Origin of the sequence: Salinarchaeum laminariae (assembly GCF_023204835.1) — an archaeon.
Taxonomy (GTDB): domain Archaea; phylum Halobacteriota; class Halobacteria; order Halobacteriales; family Salinarchaeaceae; genus Salinarchaeum; species Salinarchaeum laminariae.
Genome location: NZ_CP096270.1, coordinates 2848163 through 2863203 on the forward strand (window position 1 = coordinate 2848163; position 15041 = coordinate 2863203).

At 65.3% G+C, this 15041-nt stretch carries 20 protein-coding genes; 5 read left to right on the top strand and 15 right to left on the bottom strand.

Annotated elements, in window-relative coordinates; all coding sequences use genetic code 11:
• Positions 1-11: 11 nt before the first annotated feature.
• The 3 genes from MXF70_RS13610 to MXF70_RS13620 form a co-directional block, all read right to left on the bottom strand.
• Positions 12-596: a VIT1/CCC1 transporter family protein gene (locus MXF70_RS13610; protein ID WP_248516208.1), complete on the bottom strand. Its 585-nt coding sequence runs from the start codon at positions 594-596 to the stop codon at positions 12-14.
• Between the two features lie 3 nt (positions 597-599).
• On the bottom strand, positions 600-890 hold the full coding sequence (locus tag MXF70_RS13615; RefSeq protein WP_248516209.1) for a DUF211 domain-containing protein: 291 nt from the start codon (positions 888-890) through the stop codon (positions 600-602).
• A gap of 109 nt (positions 891-999) precedes the next feature.
• A complete protein-coding gene (locus MXF70_RS13620) occupies positions 1000-1830 on the bottom strand; it encodes a PIG-L deacetylase family protein (RefSeq protein WP_248516210.1) in 831 nt (276 codons plus the stop codon).
• A 174-nt stretch (positions 1831-2004) separates the two neighbouring features.
• Here MXF70_RS13620 and MXF70_RS13625 point away from each other — a divergent pair, with 174 nt between their 5' ends.
• The 3 genes from MXF70_RS13625 (at position 2005) to MXF70_RS13635 (ending at position 4469) form a co-directional block, all read left to right on the top strand.
• Positions 2005-3312 (top strand): phosphoglucose isomerase-related protein, encoded by a 1308-nt coding sequence (locus tag MXF70_RS13625; RefSeq protein WP_248516211.1) that lies wholly within the window; start codon positions 2005-2007, stop codon positions 3310-3312.
• Between the two features lie 95 nt (positions 3313-3407).
• Positions 3408-4166, top strand: coding sequence for a CPBP family intramembrane glutamic endopeptidase (locus MXF70_RS13630; RefSeq protein ID WP_248516212.1), 759 nt, complete (start codon positions 3408-3410; stop codon positions 4164-4166).
• Between the two features lie 129 nt (positions 4167-4295).
• Positions 4296-4469 carry a ribbon-helix-helix domain-containing protein gene (locus MXF70_RS13635; protein ID WP_248516213.1) on the top strand — a complete coding sequence of 58 codons (174 nt, stop codon included), beginning with the start codon at positions 4296-4298 and terminating at the stop codon, positions 4467-4469.
• A gap of 190 nt (positions 4470-4659) precedes the next feature.
• Here MXF70_RS13635 and MXF70_RS13640 read toward each other — a convergent pair whose 3' ends face one another.
• From MXF70_RS13640 to MXF70_RS13665, 6 genes are all read right to left on the bottom strand, one after another.
• Positions 4660-5124, bottom strand: coding sequence for an NOB1 family endonuclease (locus MXF70_RS13640; RefSeq protein ID WP_248516214.1), 465 nt, complete (start codon positions 5122-5124; stop codon positions 4660-4662).
• A gap of 15 nt (positions 5125-5139) precedes the next feature.
• Positions 5140-5379 (bottom strand): PRC-barrel domain-containing protein, encoded by a 240-nt coding sequence (locus tag MXF70_RS13645; RefSeq protein WP_248516215.1) that lies wholly within the window; start codon positions 5377-5379, stop codon positions 5140-5142.
• Between the two features lie 149 nt (positions 5380-5528).
• A complete protein-coding gene (locus tag MXF70_RS13650; RefSeq protein WP_248516216.1) occupies positions 5529-6419 on the bottom strand; it encodes a mechanosensitive ion channel family protein in 891 nt (296 codons plus the stop codon).
• Positions 6416-6664 carry a YhbY family RNA-binding protein gene (locus tag MXF70_RS13655; protein ID WP_248516217.1) on the bottom strand — a complete coding sequence of 83 codons (249 nt, stop codon included), beginning with the start codon at positions 6662-6664 and terminating at the stop codon, positions 6416-6418. Before MXF70_RS13655 ends, MXF70_RS13650 begins: the two co-directional genes overlap by 4 nt.
• 154 nt (positions 6665-6818) lie before the next feature.
• Positions 6819-7100 (bottom strand): ribonuclease P protein component 4, encoded by a 282-nt coding sequence (locus MXF70_RS13660; RefSeq protein WP_248516218.1) that lies wholly within the window; start codon positions 7098-7100, stop codon positions 6819-6821.
• 139 nt (positions 7101-7239) lie between these two features.
• The gene (locus MXF70_RS13665) at positions 7240-7674 is read right to left on the bottom strand and encodes a hypothetical protein (protein WP_248516219.1); all 435 of its coding nucleotides are present in this window, start codon (positions 7672-7674) and stop codon (positions 7240-7242) included.
• Positions 7675-7829: 155 nt separating this feature from the next.
• Here MXF70_RS13665 and MXF70_RS13670 point away from each other — a divergent pair, with 155 nt between their 5' ends.
• The gene (locus tag MXF70_RS13670) at positions 7830-8519 is read left to right on the top strand and encodes a YkgJ family cysteine cluster protein (RefSeq protein ID WP_248516220.1); all 690 of its coding nucleotides are present in this window, start codon (positions 7830-7832) and stop codon (positions 8517-8519) included.
• Positions 8520-8588: 69 nt separating this feature from the next.
• Positions 8589-8996 carry a TRAM domain-containing protein gene (locus MXF70_RS13675; protein ID WP_248516221.1) on the top strand — a complete coding sequence of 136 codons (408 nt, stop codon included), beginning with the start codon at positions 8589-8591 and terminating at the stop codon, positions 8994-8996.
• A gap of 115 nt (positions 8997-9111) precedes the next feature.
• Here MXF70_RS13675 and lrpA1 read toward each other — a convergent pair whose 3' ends face one another.
• The 6 genes from lrpA1 to pyrE form a co-directional block, all read right to left on the bottom strand.
• A complete protein-coding gene (gene lrpA1, locus MXF70_RS13680) occupies positions 9112-9540 on the bottom strand; it encodes an HTH-type transcriptional regulator LrpA1 (protein ID WP_248516222.1) in 429 nt (142 codons plus the stop codon).
• A 104-nt stretch (positions 9541-9644) separates the two neighbouring features.
• The gene (locus MXF70_RS13685; RefSeq protein ID WP_248516223.1) at positions 9645-10580 is read right to left on the bottom strand and encodes a thiamine pyrophosphate-dependent enzyme; all 936 of its coding nucleotides are present in this window, start codon (positions 10578-10580) and stop codon (positions 9645-9647) included.
• A gap of 3 nt (positions 10581-10583) precedes the next feature.
• Positions 10584-12479: a 2-oxoacid:acceptor oxidoreductase subunit alpha gene (locus tag MXF70_RS13690; RefSeq protein WP_259370364.1), complete on the bottom strand. Its 1896-nt coding sequence runs from the start codon at positions 12477-12479 to the stop codon at positions 10584-10586.
• Between the two features lie 187 nt (positions 12480-12666).
• Entirely contained in the window at positions 12667-13806 is a 1140-nt protein-coding gene (ygfZ, locus tag MXF70_RS13695) for a CAF17-like 4Fe-4S cluster assembly/insertion protein YgfZ (RefSeq protein WP_248516224.1), read from the bottom strand.
• 166 nt (positions 13807-13972) lie between these two features.
• Positions 13973-14275, bottom strand: a complete 303-nt coding sequence (locus tag MXF70_RS13700; protein WP_248516225.1) for a DUF6432 family protein — start codon at positions 14273-14275, stop codon at positions 13973-13975.
• 118 nt (positions 14276-14393) lie between these two features.
• Positions 14394-14933, bottom strand: a complete 540-nt coding sequence (pyrE, locus tag MXF70_RS13705) for an orotate phosphoribosyltransferase (RefSeq protein ID WP_248516226.1) — start codon at positions 14931-14933, stop codon at positions 14394-14396.
• Positions 14934-15041: the final 108 nt, after the last annotated feature.

Here is a 15041-nt window from a genome sequence, read left to right on the forward strand (position 1 = left end):
AACCGGCGGCTTCACCCCGGCAAGAGAACGTTGATCGCCGCGACGACGAGTCCAGCCAGCCCCATCCGTGCGGCCGAGACGTACCATCGCTGGCCGGAGATCGAGCCCATGTAGGCGCCGAAGACGCTGAGGACTCCGACGCCGAGTGCGACGCTGACCGCTCCCGCCTGGGTCATCGTGAGGTAGCTTCCCTCGACCAGAAACGGGGAGAGAGGCACGAGAACCCCGATCGTCGGCCCGAGTCCGCTCGCGAGCGCGTGGACGACGCGAGCGCCGCGCTGTGACCGCTCGATCCGGGTGTCGTCGAGATCCGTCAACATGGCCTGCTCGAGTCGGAGGATCTCGGCTTTCGTCTCGGCGCGCTCGATCTCCCAGACGCTCCAGAGCGCCGAAGTGCCGAGTCCGACGGCGGCGCCGAGCCCGACGGTTATCACCGTCGAGCCGTCGGAGACGCCGGAGAGCACCGCGCCAACGACGACGCCGACGCAGGTCAGCGTGCCGTCGAACCCGTTGGAGACGAAGTAGCGGCGAGCGATCGAGCGGACGTCCTCGTCGCGGAGGAGATCGACCAGGATTCGACGGCGACTCTGTGGCACGGATTATCGATCCTGTGGCGTTCGGCGGCGTTCGACGACGTGGTCCCCGCTCGCGACCTGATCGACGGAGTGGACGGTGCCGCCGAGATCCTCGATCGCCGCTTCGACCGCCTGGAAATCGAGGTTCTCGCCCTCGACGGTCACCGAGACGTTCTGAACGTCTTCGTCGAGTTCGACGAGCGTCCCCGTCGCTCCCGTCACTGATTCGGCCTCAGCGATGCCGTCGGTGAAACGAAGCAGCGGCGGATCGTGTGGTTTCAGCACGTCGAGCACGACGCGTCGAGTGTCTGCCATCACTCGGAGGATTGGCGCGGAGCGTCTTAATCCCGGGTGCTGGATCACGGCGGTCGCAAGGGTTTCGAGGAGATCGCTCGACCACACTCCAGGGAACCGGTGAGACGGATCAGAAGAAGAAAAGCCGCTCCTTGCGCTCGTCGGTCAACGGCGCGCCGTATTCGGAGATCTCGACGGCTTCGGCGTGTTCGACGGCCGCTCCATCGGACTCGCCGTACCGATCTCGCAGCTCGTCGCGGAATCGGTCCGCGACGTTCATCTCCGTGTTCTCGGTCAGATGTCCGAGGCCGTCCTCGGCGAGCCACTCGCGGCGGTCGTCCTCGTCGTCGGGGACCGAGTCCAGCTCGCCGAAGGTGTAGGGCAGCCACTCGTACATCTGGGACTCGTGGCAGTGGAGTGCATCGACTTTTTCCTCGACGACGTCGCTCACGTCGAGGACGACGGTCGGCTCGAAGGGCGCAGGCTTCTGGAAGTGGTCGGCGACGTAGCCGAAGACGGGGTTCGCCGCGAGGGCGTCGGTGTCGGGACAGACGTTCGGGACGATCAGCGAGTAGGCCGCGTCCTGGAGCAGCTGGGCGGTGTAGCGGTGGTCGGGATGGTAGTCGTTTGGTCGTGGGCCGAGCACGAGATCGGGATCGACCTCGCGAACGTACCGGATGAGCTTCCGGCGGTTGTCGAGAGTCGGCTCGAGTTCGCCGTCGGGGAGATCGAACACGTCGTAGTCGATCCCGAGCGTCTCCGCGACCGCTTGCGTCTCGCGGCGGCGGCGATCCGCGAGCTTCGTGCGACCCATCTCCTGGTGACCAGCGCTGCCGTCGGTCACCGAGAGGAAGGTGACGTCGTGGTCAGCCGCGACGTATTTCGCGGCGATGCCGCCGGCCTTGATCGAACAGTCGTCGGGATGTGCGCCCACGACGAGCAGGGAGAGACTCTCGCTCATGCTACCACCTGAACCGTCGGCGGTGAAACGGTTTGGGTCGGTGGCAATTCCCGTCCCTTCGCGGGAATTCGTACTTCACTCGCGAGTACCGATCTCTCTCTCTCATCTTTCACCACCGCGACGAATCCGATCCCACTCCGAACGCTTTTGCGGCCTCCGCTGGCATCGACTCGTATGCACGTCGACATCGCCGGTGCGCTCGCCGAACGGGCCGCCCCCGGCGTCGACCGATCCTCGCTCGAACGGCTCGACGATCGCGTCGCCGACGCTCACGAGCGAATCGAAGCAGGACGAGCGGACGGCGAGTTCGGCTACGCCGCCCTGAACCTCCCGGAAACGACGGACCTCGATGCGATCCGATCGGCCACGGATCGGATCAAGGAAGCGACCAAACACCCGATCGAAACCGTACTCGTGGCCGGGATCGGTGGATCAGCGCTCGGTGCCGCGACGCTGGCGAGAGCGGTCGAGACCGACGCGGACGTCGAGACGCTGGACAACGTCGATCCCGCGGCGACCCGAGAGCTGCTCGACGCCACCGAGCTGAACCGCGCTGCGCTGGTCTGCGTCTCGCGCTCCGGGACGACCGTCGAGACGCTCGCCAACGCCCAGATCGTCCGTGGCGCATTCGACGACGCCGGAGTCGACTGGACCGACCGAACGCTCGTCGTGACTGGCGAGTCCGGGCCGCTCCACCGGCTCGCCGACGCAGAGGGGCTCCCCGCACTCGGCGTCCCGGAGGGCGTTCCCGGTCGGTTCGGTGCCCTCTCTCCGGTCGGACTGGCACCTGTGGCCCTCGCGGGTGGCGACGTCGAGGCAATCCTGGCCGGCGGCGAGTCCGGCGCAGCGTCCCTCTCCGGGAGCCTCTTCGAGTGTCCCGCCTACGCGTACGGAGCACTGTCCTACGCCCTCGCCCAACGTGGCGCCACCGTTTCGGCGATGATGCCCTACGCCGAGGCCCTGGAACCCTTCGGCGAGTGGTTCGCCCAGCTCTGGGCGGAGAGCCTCGGGAAGGACGGCGTCGGGCAGGTCCCCCAGCGAGCGCTCGGCGCGACCGACCAGCACTCCCAGCTCCAGTGTTATCGTGACGGACCAGAATCGACGATGGTGACGACGGTCAGGCCGAAGCACCGACCGACACTCTCGGTCCCGTCGCCCGATGACGACGACCTCGACCATCTCCGCGGCTCGGAGCTCGGCGAGCTGCTCGACCTCGAGTGTGCGGCGACGACGGCGAGTCTGACCGCTGCCGAGCGGCCGGTTCTCAGAGTCGAGATCGACGCCGTCGACGCCCGCGGCATCGGCGAACTGTGTTACGAGTTCGAAGCCGCCTGCGTGCTCGCGGGTGAGCTGTTCGGCGTGAACGCGTTCGATCAGCCCGCGGTCGAGTGGGGCAAAGACGCGACGCGAGCGCAGCTCCGTGGCGAACAGACCGATGAAACGCGGACGATTGACGAGCGAGACGCGCGCTGGATCGACTGAACGCAGACGAGACCTGCACCGGGACCCTCGGCCGGCCGCGACGACGTCTCCGCCCGTTGCGGTGTGCCTATGTGGCCACGCCCGATAGCGTGGGTATGGCAGCGGAGGTCGGTACGAGCGACGACGGTCACAATGGTGACAACCGCCTGCAGGAGGCGATCTACGCAGTCATTCTCGGTCTCGCCGGATTCCTCGCGATCCAGGTCGGCGCGCTCGCCGTCGTCCTCGCGATTTCGCCGGTCGTGGGAAACCTGAGCGATCTGGGTATCAACGTGGTCGCCGGTGTCGGCACGGGGCTCGGCGCGGTGGCGTTCACCTGGCTCTATCTCGACAACTCACGGCACGACGTGTCCTTTCTCGATCTCGACGCACCGAGGCTCAGCGACGCGGGCTACGTCGTCGGGGGAATCGTACTGCTTACCGGCGTCTGGATCGGAATTTCGGTTCTCGCGACGACGCTCGGCGTCAGCTTCTCCGAGCACTCGCTGGCCGAGCAGGCTCGTCAGGGGGACGCCTCGTTGCTCCTGTTGATGGTGCCGATCTCGATTCTCTTCATCGGCCCAGGTGAGGAGCTCGTCTTCCGGAACGTCGTCCAGAAACGTCTCACCGAGACGTTCCAGACCTGGACTGCGATCGGCATCACGAGCCTCGTCTTCGGCGCGATCCACTTCAGCGCGTACGCGACGGATCCGCTCCCGCAGATCGTTCCGTCGCTGGCGATCGTCTTTGCACTCTCCATAATCCTCGGATGGCTCTACGCACGAACGGAGCGCCTGATCGTCCCCGCGGTCGCGCACGGCTGCTACAACGCGTTGCAGTTCCTGCTCCTCTACGTCGACATCGCCAGCGTGTGAGGTCGCCAGTGGATCGCGGCTGCGGCCGATCGCCTCGAATGACCGCCGATAACGCGCCGGCGCACGCCCTCGGTCGGACGGTCGTCTGACAGGGATTTATTGGGTCACCTGTGGTAGTACGTGTCAGCTATGCCCAGGCGGTACTCCGTCGTCTGTGACGACGATCTCGGCGATCGCGTCGAGGCGCTAGCTCGCGAGTACGGCCTGACCGAGCAAGAGGTGCTCCGTCAGCTCGTTCGCCGCGGGCTCGAGTCGACCGACGCCGGCGGGAGCGAGGGGCACTCAGAAGTGCTCGGCCACTGAGCGACGCTCCACGGGAGCGCTCGCTCGCCGTCGCGTCACGACGACCGACGGTGTCGGAGTCACGAGGGGCTTCCGTACTCGAAGGGACGACGGCTGACGTCATCCAGAGGACGGCGACTGTCGTGATCGACGAGACGGCGACCTACGTGATCGAGAGGACGACGACTTACGCTATCGACGAGAGGGCGACTTACGCGTTCGAGGGGTTCTTCCGCGAGAGGTCGCTGCCACAGATCGGACAGCGGTCCTTGTCATCGTCGAACTCTCGACCGCAGCCCTGGCACTGAAACAGCCACTCGCGTTGCTCTTCGATGCCCTCGCGAGCGATCACGTCGACGTCGACGCCGAGACGGTCCGCGACGTTCTGCATCGCGTAGTCGTCGGTGGCGAGGGTACCGTCGAGTTCGAACGTCGCAGCGACGAGGCGAACGTCCGTCCGGGAGAGCTCCTCGAAGTCGCCGAGATCGCGGGCGGCCCGCTCGACCTTCTCGACGGTCTCCTCGCTGGGGATGTGGACGTGCATCCCGGAGCCCTCCATCGCGTCGAAGCGGTAGGCGCTCTCGTCCTGCAGTTCTTCGCGAACGAGCGGGATCGTAGCCGTCGGCTCGTCGGTGTGGTACTCGTTGATGAACGCCGAAGAGTCGAGAACGTACATTCCAAAAAGAGCGCGTCAGCGTTCGACGACGATGTAGTCCCGCACGGACTGCACCCTGCTGACGGGGACGAGATAATGGCCGTCCTCGTCGAAGCTAAACTCGAAGTCCGGACCCTCCTCGAGTGGAACGACGACGAGATTTCGGAGCTGGCCCGACTCCAGATCCACTGTAATGTTGTAGAGCGATCCGATCTCCGCTCCATCTGTCCCCATCACTGCCTTCTCAGAGAGGCTCTCAGCGAGCACGTCTGGCATACCCAGTCGTTCCCCCCAGGGGACCGTGAATCTTACTCCCGCGACCAGGGCGCGCAAAAGCCTCGAAAACCGGTGTCGACGACACCGAGGTGGCCGGTCAACGAATGGTGGTGACGGAAGAAACGCGTCTGCGGACGAGCGACGAAAGTCTACTCCGCGCCGCCGCCGACCTCGACGACGTCGACGCCGCCGGTGAGCGTCCTGTGCGGGTAGGGAATGTCGATGCCCTCCTCGTCGAAGCGCTCCTTCACGTCCTGTACGTACTCCCCGCGGACACCGACGAAGTCGGCGCGGGAGGGGTTCTCGATCCAGATCCGCGACTGAAGACCGACGTAGGAATCGCCCAGCTCGGTGAGGCGCACGGAGGGTGCCGGATCGTCGAGGATACCCTCGTGAGCCTCGGCCTCCTCGATGACGATGTCGGTCGCGGCGTCGATGTCGTCGTCGTAGCCGATGCCGAAGGTGAACTTCAGACGGAGCGAATCCTTCGCGACCGGGTTCTTGAGCACGCCGTTGGTGAGTTCCGAGTTCGCGACGGTCAGGAGCTCGTTGTCGAAGGTCCGTACGCGGGTCACCCGGAGGCTAATGTCCTCGACGACGCCGGAGTGGTCGTCCCACTCGATCCAATCGCCGATGCGAAACGGCCGCTCGGTGAAGATGAAGATTCCAGAGGCGAAGTTCTTGATGACGTCCTGGAGCGCGAATCCGACGGCGAGTGTCGCCGCCGCGGCGATGACCGCCAGCGAAGAGAGAAAGCTGCCATAGCCCGCGGCGCCGAAGGCGATCGCCATCGCCACGAAGAGCAGGACGAACCAGACGAGTTTCAGAAGCGGCTTGCGCGCGTGCTCGTCGAGTCCACGGCTCCTGAACACGCGTCCAGCCAGCGGTAGCAGTACGGACCGGCCGAGCAGGTAGAGGACGAGAAAGGCCCCGACGAAAATCAGGAGGCTCGAGATCGTATCGACCGTCCCGACGGCGAGATCAGTGTTCTCCTCGATGAGGTTTCCGATCGGGCCCAGGCCACCCTGCAGCGGAATCATCGATGAAACACCGCCGTGTTACCGCGAGTTTCGACGACCTCCGCGTTGGTCGCCTCGGCGAGTTCGTCGGCCAGCTCATCGACGGTCGTTCCGCCGCGGGCTGCCCGGAGAAACTTCGCCTTCACCAACTTGCTGTTTGCGAGCTGGTCGGAACACTCCTCGATCACCGGCTCGACGCCGCCCTTCCCGACCCAGACCGTCACGTCGAGGTCGTGTGCTTCGGCCCGAAGATCAGGATTTACCATGGCGGAAAACACGATCTACCGCGGTTTGACTGTTGTGGGTTCGGCCGCACCGTCGCGTCCCGAGGGCGTCAACCGGTCGAGAGGATTCCGGTCCACCAGACCACACGATCGAGCGTACCCGCTCCACAACCATCACCGCACGCGTGGCGCGAGCTCACTTGTAGGGGTAGCGTGCGATCTCGCCACAGTCGCAAGTCACGACCACGCGGCCGCTCTGGAGCCGAACGCGTGCGTTGGTGCCCGGCAAGAGATACGCGTCGCACCGATCGCAGATTCTGTGCCGGAACTGTTCGGGAAGAGAGAGCCGCTGGCGTTGTGCAATCGCCCGGGCCGTCCGCACGTACTCCCTCGCTCGCTCCACCTGGGAGTCAGCAGTCGCCGCCTCGGCCTCTGCCGCCAGTCGATCGATCCGCTCGGCCGCGATCGTCCGGCTCATCGCCGAAACGGGGGGAGTGGGGGGATAGCGGGGTCGAACAGGCCAATCAAACAGTCGTCCTGTGTCGCCCCATTCACGGCTACCGGGCCATGCCCACTAAAATATTTCTCTCTATTCGACTCGAAACAAGATACCATCCCTAGTCCTCGAGGGCGTCCGCGATCCGCTGGAGCTGACGGGTGGCGTCCCGGACCTCGTCGCGGAGCTGCCGAACTTCACGAACGAGCTCCTCGTTGCCAGCGGACTCGCCACCCTGACCGCCAGGACCGGCGGGGCCGCCCGGGCCGCCGGGACCGCCGCCCATGCCGCCAGGGCCGCCACCGCCCATCATGCCGCCCATCATCTGTGCGAAGGGGTTGCCGCCGCCACCGCCCATACCGCCCGGCCCGCCACCACCGCCGCCCATCATCTCTTCCATACGCTCGCGGCGCTCGTCGTCACCCTCCTCGGATCGCTGTTCGCGGATTTCCTCGACGCGCTCGCGGAAGGACTTCTCCTCGCCCTCTCCAGCGGCCTCCTCGCCGCTCTCGGTATCGACGCCCTCCTCGCTCGTATCCTCGGAGTCGTCTGCCATGCCTCGCGCTTCCGCACGCGCAGGAAAAAGGGTTTCCGTCCCACAACGGCCAGCGCGAGTCGGCTCGGTTCGCGATGCGGTCCAACTCCTGTATCCAAAGAGTCCCTCGCAGGGCCCACCACGGCCCTTTTGCCGCTGCCCGACCTCCCGCCTGCATGGACTCACTCGAGGCCGAACTCGAACGGGCCAGGGCGCTCGACGTCGAGTCCCTCGCCGACGCCATCGAGTCGATCGGCTTCGAGTGCACGCGCTGTGGCGGCTGCTGCACCGGCGAGGCCGACGAGCCACACACGGCGACCGTCTTCCCGGACGAAGTGCGAGAGGTACAGGACGCAGCAGCCAGCGACGACGCGGACTCCGACTACGACTGGCGCGACGTCGCCCGGCCGATGCCCTACGGACTCTCGGAGGGGGCCGACGGGCTCGAAGGCGAGACGTTCGAGTGGGCGCTCCAGACCGACGCCTGCGGGGACTGCACGTTCTACGAAGAGGAGGAAAACCCGGACCAGCCCGGCGACGGGTACTGCAGCGTCCACGAGAGCAGACCACTGATCTGCCAGACCTACCCGTTCAGCGTGGCGCTGGCCGGCACGTCGCAGCCGATGGGCGAGGCAGTCGACGAGTCGGGGATCGTCCGCGCGCACGAGTGTGAGGGACTGGGCCGGGACATCGACCGAGAGGACGCCGAAGCGCTCGCTGCGACGCTCCGCGAACGGGCAATCCGGGAGTTAGAGGAGGCAATCGCCGTACGGGACGAGTACGAGCCGGTAGCCACGGAGGCTGGCGAGGTAGTGATCCACGATTCGGAAGGTGCGAAAACACTGGACGGGTCCACGCTGGAGTAACGGCAGCGGCAGGACGAGCGGCGACAGGATTTTAATCGATGCTGCCAACGGCGTGAATGGAGATCTACTGTGCAAATCTCTGAAAAACTATTGTGTCTGTTCAGTGCGGAGATCGAATCGGATGGCGACCGCTACGTCGTCGAAGTACCAAAGCGTGAACTCGAGACCGGTTCCATCGACGACGGCGAGACGTACCGCGTCGCGCTCATCGCCGGTGACGAGGAGGAGGCCACGACGAGCAGCGAACCGAGTGCGTCGGCAGCCGACGTCGCTTCGGACCAGCCCCAGCCCCCGGTCGAAGTGGGGGAGACTCGGTACGTCGAGATCGAGGACATCGGCAAACAGGGCGACGGCATCGCTCGCGTCGAGCGAGGCTACGTGATTATCGTTCCCGGCGCCGAGGTCGGCGAGCGCGTGAAGGTCGAGGTCAGCGAGGTCAAATCGAACTTCGCCGTCGGCGAGATCATCGAAGCGTAGATCGTCACCGAACGTTTCGCTGACCGGGGCTCTACGTGGATCAGGAGGTGCAGAGGGTAGCCCGCATCGGAGAGAGCTCGGCGACTGCGGGAGTCAGTGCTATTCGCGTACCGGTCTACTTCAATCGCTCCTGCAAGAAGGACGGATGGGCGGCGGTCACGCCCTCGATCGAGAGAATTTCGTCGCTGATCACGGCGCCCAGTTCGTCGCCGTCGCCGCCACGAACTTCTGCCATCAGCATGTGGTCACCGCTGGAGGTGTAGAGCGCCTCGACGTGATCGAGCGCCTGGAGCGCTCTGGTCGCTTCCACGTAGCGCTCGCTGGCGACGTCGATGCCGACGAGCGCGATGGACTGGCCGGAGAGTTTCTTCGGGTCGACCTCGGCGGAGTAGCCGACGATGACACCCTCCGACTCCAGTTGCTCGATATACTTGCGCACCGTCGGTTTCGAGACCTCGGCTCGCTCCGCGATCTCCCCGTAGGAGGCTTTGGCGTCCTCCTCGAGGACTGAGAGGATCCGGTCCCTGGTCGACTCGCTACTCATCACAACTGTATTTCGCGCTGACGGAAAAATATCTTTTGAATATGAAAACAGGGTGCTGACGGACGTGAAACCGGAGAAATCAGGAGATAGAGGGGTCGAGCGGGCTACTTGTGCCGGTCGAGCAGGTCGTAGCTACGCTTCCACTCGGCGTCGTCGTCGAAGTACTGCTCGACGACGGGCTCCTCGGGCATCTCGCCGATTGCCTGCTTCTCTTCGCTGTAGGACGGTCGGTCCTCGTCGACGTAGAAGCGGCCAGTGAGGACTTCGCCGTCGTAGAGCGCCGACTCGGTCTCGTACATCATCTCGGCGGCCTCGCGCCGGTCGGTGACGTCGAAGTCGTAGTCCTCGGATTCCTGAACGTCCACGTAGGGGACGTACTGCTTCGCGTCCTTGTTCCAGGTCGGACACTGGGTCAGGAAGTCGACGTGGGCGAAGCCGTCGTGCTCGATGGCCTCCACGAGGATCTCCTTGGCCTGGTTGGGGTTGACCGCAGCCGTCCGTGCGACGTACGACGAACCAGACGTCAGCGAGAGGCTGAGCGGTCGGAGCGGCGATTTCGCGGACCCGTGGGGCTGCGTCTTCGACTTGTGGCCCTTGGGGCTCGTCGGGGAGGTCTGGCCCTTTGTGAGGCCGAAGACCTCGTTGTTGAACACGATGTACGTCATATCGTGGTTCTCCCGAGCGGAGTGGATGAAGTGGTTCGCGCCGATGCCGTAGCCGTCGCCGTCACCACCGGCCGCGATCACTTCGAGGCCGGAGTTGGCGAGCTTCGCGGCCCGTGCAACGGGCAGCGAGCGGCCGTGGATCGTGTGGAACCCGTAGCTATCGAGGTAGCTGTTGAGCTTCCCCGAACAGCCGATACCGGTACACAGCAGCGTCTCCTCGGGCGTCCGGCCGACCTCTGGCAGCGCCTGTTTCAGCGCCTTGAGGACCGAGAAGTCACCGCAGCCAGGACACCACGTCGGCTGTGGCTCGATCCCCGGCGTGAACTCGTCGCTGTCGATCTCCCGTTCTTCGCCGATGGCGTTGAATGCACTCATAGCTTAGTCACCCGCTGCGGGCTGGATGGTGGTGTTCGTTCCCGGCGTGTCCTCCTCGCCCTGTTGTTGGGCCTCGTAGCCCTCGACGACCTCTGCCGGCTCGAAGGGGTTGCCGTTGTACTTGAGCAGGCTGGTGAGCTTCGGACCGAACCGGCCGAGCTCCTTCTGGATCAGTCCGCGGAACTGCGCGGTCGCGTTCATCTCGACGACCATCGCCTCGTCGACGCTCTCGATGAACGCCTCGAGTTCGGCCTCGGGGAACGGCATCATGTCGCTGACGCCGATCGCCTTGACGTCCTTCCCGTCGTCGTTGAGTCGACGGGTCGCCTCGAGGACGGTGCCCTGGGAGCTGCCCCAGGTGATGATGCCGAAGTCCGCGTCGTCCGGACCAACGGTGGTCTGGTTGCTGTCCTCGGCGGAGTCGAGATCGTCGCGGATGTGGTCGAGCTTGCGCATGCGGCGGTCCATCTGCGCGACCCGGTTCTCCGGGTCCTCGCTGATGTGACCGGCCTTGTTGTGCTCGTTCCCCGTCGCGAGGTAGTGGCCGCCCTTCTGCCCGGGCAGCGATCGCGGGCTCACGCCCTTGTCGGTGTCGTGCAGGAAGCGGTTGAACTTCCCGGATGGGTCGTGGGCCGCCTCTGCGATCTCGTCTTCGGTCAGCACCGTTCCCGGATCGGGATCGGGCTGGCGGTCGAAGAAGGACTCGTCGACGTTACGGTTCTCGCCGGAGAGCTTCTGGTCGATCACGACCATGACCGGGATCTGGTAGTCGTACGCGAGCTCGAACGCCGTCCGCGTCTGCTCGTAGCACTCGCGGATGTTGCCCGGCGCGAACACGACGCGACAGGAGTCGCCCTGACTGGTGTAGAGGATGTGCTCGAGGTCGCCCTGCTCGGGCTTGGTCGGCATCCCCGTCGAGGGGCCTGCACGCATCGCTTCGATGAGCACCAGCGGCGTCTCGGTCATCTCTGCAAGTCCGAGGGGCTCGCTCATGAGGGCGAACCCACCGCCGGACGATCCAGACATCGACTTGACGCCAGCGTGTGACGCACCGACGGCGAGCGCGGCCGCCGCAATCTCGTCCTCGACCTGTTCGGCGATACCGCCGAAATCAGGCAGGTTCTGGGTCATGATCGTGAACACGTCTGTCCACGGCGTCATCGGGTAGCCAGCGATGAAGCGACAGCCAGCGTCCAGAGCGCCGTAGGCGACGCCGTTGGACCCCGAGAGCAGAACCTGCTCCTCCTCGTTCGTGCCAGTGGGCACCTGCAGGTCGTGGGTGTGCTCGAACTCCTCGTTGACCTGGTCGTGTGCCTGCTGGAGGATCTGGAGGTTTTGTTCGAGGATGTCCCCACCCATCGCGTCCTCCATCAGACTCTCGACCTCGTCGAGATCCATGTCGAGCAGTGCGGCGGTCGCACCCACGCCCGCCGTGTTTCGCATGACCTCGCGGCCGACTTCGCGGGCCATCCCGCGCAGGTCGACCGGGTAGACGTGCCAGCCCTCTTCCTCGGCACGCTCGTTGAGATCCTCGACGTCGTCCTCGTCGAGCAGACCTTCGTCGTAGACGATGATGCCGCCCTCTCGGAGGTCGTCGAGGTTCTCGGTCAGCGGTTTGGTCTCCTCGTTGCCGTAGTACGCGTCCTCGCTGGGGTTTCGCGCGAAGGAGTCACCCAGTGCGAGCAGGAAGTTGTAACCGTCCCCTCGCGAGGGTACCTCTCCGTCCGCCGCCCGAATTTCGACGTACGTGTGGCCGCCCCGGATCCGCGACGGATAGTGCCGGTGCGTAAACACGTTCAGCCCCGAGCGCATCAGCGCTTTAGCGAAGTTCTGACTCGTCGAGTCGATTCCGTCTCCGGAACCCCCCGCGACGCGCCAGATGAGTTCGTCGTCAGTCATAGGTTTGTGTCACGGCCTCGAATGGCCCGTGCTAAGCGGAAGGTTCGTCCCTTCCCAGTAAAGGCTTTGCCATACATTGGCAGGGAACGATGGTGACAGTCTCCGATTCCCGGTAGCTGTCCCGGCTCGATTTGCCGGATGTTTCCGAAATCGCCCTCATCTCCGTCCCGGCTACCAAGCGACGAACTCAGCGGTAGTTCGGGACGCGGGCGGACCGATCGCTACCGTCGTGGAAGGGTAACGTCGCGAGCGACGCTGGAACTGACTCGTCGTCGATCCGGACGGAGAGCTCGCCGTCGGTCGCGGTGGCGTCAGTTCCAGCAACGTCGTCCGTACCGCCGCCAGCATCGGCAACGACCGCAGCGTCGACCACGGCCATCGCGATCGGTTCGTCGAGCGTCGGCGAGTCGACGCCACGCGTCACCGTGCCGACGGCCTCGTCGCCGTCCATGACGGCAGCACCGGCCGCCGGCACGGCTTCGGTTGTGAGTCCGACGAGGCGCTCGGGCTCGCTCCCGCGGTTCTCGATCCGCGAAACGACCTCCTGGCCGACGTAACAGCCCTTCTCGAAGTCCAGCGCGTTCCGGACCCCCACGACGTTCGGCAGCCGGCCGTCGAGTTCGCTCCCGAACAGCGGCGTTCCCGCTTCTAACGTGAGCGTCTCCCAGGTCCGCCACCCGAAGGGCACCGCGTTCAGTCCCTGGTTCACCAGCACGTCAAACGTCTTCTCGGCCTGCTCGGCTGCACAGACCACGTCGTATCCTTCCTCTCCCGCGGGCGCGTCCGTTCGAATCACCGTCACGCCGACGTCGTCGAACTGGCCCCGATCGAAGGTCAGCCGCTCGTCCGGCGGGGTTCCGTTCGTGAACACGCTCGCGATCTTCTCCGTCGACTTGGGGCCGTGCACGCCGAAGACGCCGAACTCCGCCGTCGACACCTCGAAGGAGACGTCCTCGATGAACGTCTTGTCGGTCCACTCCGCCGCCAGCCACTCCGCCTCACCTGGCGGCACGAAACAGAGGAGTCGCTCTCCCGCGTGAAAGACATAGAGATCGGTCCGAATTCGTCCGTCGGGGTCGAGCAAGAACGCGTAGCAGCCGTTTCCCTCCTCGCTCGGGACCGCGTTCGTCAGCGCGTTGTCGACGTAGCTCACGCGGTCATCCCCGGTCACGGAGACGATTCCGTACGCGGCTTCCGTGACGCCGGAGACGTTCCGCACCGCCTGCACAGTCCGCTCTGGTCTGCCGTAGTCCAGCACGACAGAGCGGCCACCACGCTCGGTGAACCGGGCGCCGTGATCCTCGTGGACAGACCTGAGCACCGTCATGGAGGATGTTCCGACGGCGGTCCCCAAAACACCCGCGATCCACGAAGTCGGCGGACATCGGAGACCGTCGAGTACGACGGGGCAATGCGGTCTGGCTGTGGCCAGGTCGGAGGTAGCGCGGCCGGGATCGATTCGGTCCGGCGGGTGGGCGAGAGCTTGCTCCCGCTCAGAAGGGAAGACGGTCGCGGAGCCACTCTGTGAAGGACTCGTCGTCACTCTCCTGGCCGCTCGGGACGACGCGCGTTGCCGGCTTGATCGTCGTGCTCCCCGGCTGGCCGGAGCCGTACTCCACGACGATCAGGTCGTCCTCTTTGAGCGACGCGAGCGCGGACTCGATGGCGTCGATGTCGGTCTCGACGTGAGAGCGCAGCTCGAAGATCGTCATCCCCTCCTCGTGTCGATCGACGAGCGCCTCCAGTATCGCGACCTCGACGTCGCCTCTGTCACGGTAGCCCTGCGCGACTCGCATCAACAGACGGTTCGGCGGCGAGGGAATTGACTGTTTGGGAGCGTGGGCAAGTTCGGCTTCGACGACGGAGAAGGGAACGGGAGCTACAGCGTCGATCGGCAGAACGAGTTGCGGTTGGTCACTCGGCGTCGGCGAGCAGCTCCTCGGCAGTGACGAGCGCCTCCAGTTCGACGTCGTGCTCAGCAAGCAGCTCCTCGGCGCCCTCCTGTCGATCGACGACGACCAGCACGCGATTCACGGTCGCGCCAGCCTCGCGCAGCCCCTCGACTGCGTCCGCAGCGCTCTGGCCGGTGGTAGCGATATCTTCGAGAACGACGACTTCCTCGCCGTCGTCGAGTTCGCCTTCGACGAGATTCGCCGTTCCGTACTCCTTGCGCTGTTTCCGGACGATGACGTACGGCGTCCCCGTCTCGACGCTGGTGACGGCGACCAGCGGAACAGCTCCCAGTGCAACGCCGGCGAGTTTCGTATCGTCCTCACCGATCGCTGCGAGTCGCTCGGCAAAGGACGCGGCAATCTGCTCGAGACAGTCGGGCTCGGTCTCGAAGCGGTACTTGTCGACGTAGTAGTCGCTGGTCCCGCCGTGTGAGAGTTCGAACTCCCCGAACTGCACGGCGTCAGCGGCACGCAGCGCGTCTATAAGCGTCCGGTCGGTCATGGTTCATCCTCTGCAGTGCCGGTGCATAAACGGCGTGGAACCGTACCGACCGGACGGCGTCTGGCCACCAGCGTGCAGGCATTCTGTTGCCTGAGCTAACACTTAACA

What these genes read in the sequence shown, in the direction of transcription:
- MXF70_RS13635 (WP_248516213.1), top strand. Translation starts at nt 4,296, where the DNA reads ATGCCCAGGCGGTACTCCGTCGTCTGTGACGACGATCTCGGCGATCGC.
- MXF70_RS13620 (WP_248516210.1), bottom strand. Translation starts at nt 1,830, where the DNA reads ATGAGCGAGAGTCTCTCCCTGCTCGTCGTGGGCGCACATCCCGACGAC.
- MXF70_RS13665 (WP_248516219.1), bottom strand. Translation starts at nt 7,674, where the DNA reads ATGGCAGACGACTCCGAGGATACGAGCGAGGAGGGCGTCGATACCGAG.
- MXF70_RS13650 (WP_248516216.1), bottom strand. Translation starts at nt 6,419, where the DNA reads ATGATTCCGCTGCAGGGTGGCCTGGGCCCGATCGGAAACCTCATCGAG.
- lrpA1 (WP_248516222.1), bottom strand. Translation starts at nt 9,540, where the DNA reads ATGAGTAGCGAGTCGACCAGGGACCGGATCCTCTCAGTCCTCGAGGAG.
- MXF70_RS13640 (WP_248516214.1), bottom strand. Translation starts at nt 5,124, where the DNA reads ATGTACGTTCTCGACTCTTCGGCGTTCATCAACGAGTACCACACCGAC.
- pyrE (WP_248516226.1), bottom strand. Translation starts at nt 14,933, where the DNA reads ATGACCGACCGGACGCTTATAGACGCGCTGCGTGCCGCTGACGCCGTG.
- MXF70_RS13690 (WP_259370364.1), bottom strand. Translation starts at nt 12,479, where the DNA reads ATGACTGACGACGAACTCATCTGGCGCGTCGCGGGGGGTTCCGGAGAC.
- MXF70_RS13670 (WP_248516220.1), top strand. Translation starts at nt 7,830, where the DNA reads ATGGACTCACTCGAGGCCGAACTCGAACGGGCCAGGGCGCTCGACGTC.
- MXF70_RS13685 (WP_248516223.1), bottom strand. Translation starts at nt 10,580, where the DNA reads ATGAGTGCATTCAACGCCATCGGCGAAGAACGGGAGATCGACAGCGAC.
- MXF70_RS13700 (WP_248516225.1), bottom strand. Translation starts at nt 14,275, where the DNA reads ATGCGAGTCGCGCAGGGCTACCGTGACAGAGGCGACGTCGAGGTCGCG.
- MXF70_RS13645 (WP_248516215.1), bottom strand. Translation starts at nt 5,379, where the DNA reads ATGCCAGACGTGCTCGCTGAGAGCCTCTCTGAGAAGGCAGTGATGGGG.
- MXF70_RS13660 (WP_248516218.1), bottom strand. Translation starts at nt 7,100, where the DNA reads ATGAGCCGGACGATCGCGGCCGAGCGGATCGATCGACTGGCGGCAGAG.
- MXF70_RS13655 (WP_248516217.1), bottom strand. Translation starts at nt 6,664, where the DNA reads ATGGTAAATCCTGATCTTCGGGCCGAAGCACACGACCTCGACGTGACG.
- MXF70_RS13630 (WP_248516212.1), top strand. Translation starts at nt 3,408, where the DNA reads ATGGCAGCGGAGGTCGGTACGAGCGACGACGGTCACAATGGTGACAAC.
- ygfZ (WP_248516224.1), bottom strand. Translation starts at nt 13,806, where the DNA reads ATGACGGTGCTCAGGTCTGTCCACGAGGATCACGGCGCCCGGTTCACC.
- MXF70_RS13625 (WP_248516211.1), top strand. Translation starts at nt 2,005, where the DNA reads ATGCACGTCGACATCGCCGGTGCGCTCGCCGAACGGGCCGCCCCCGGC.
- MXF70_RS13615 (WP_248516209.1), bottom strand. Translation starts at nt 890, where the DNA reads ATGGCAGACACTCGACGCGTCGTGCTCGACGTGCTGAAACCACACGAT.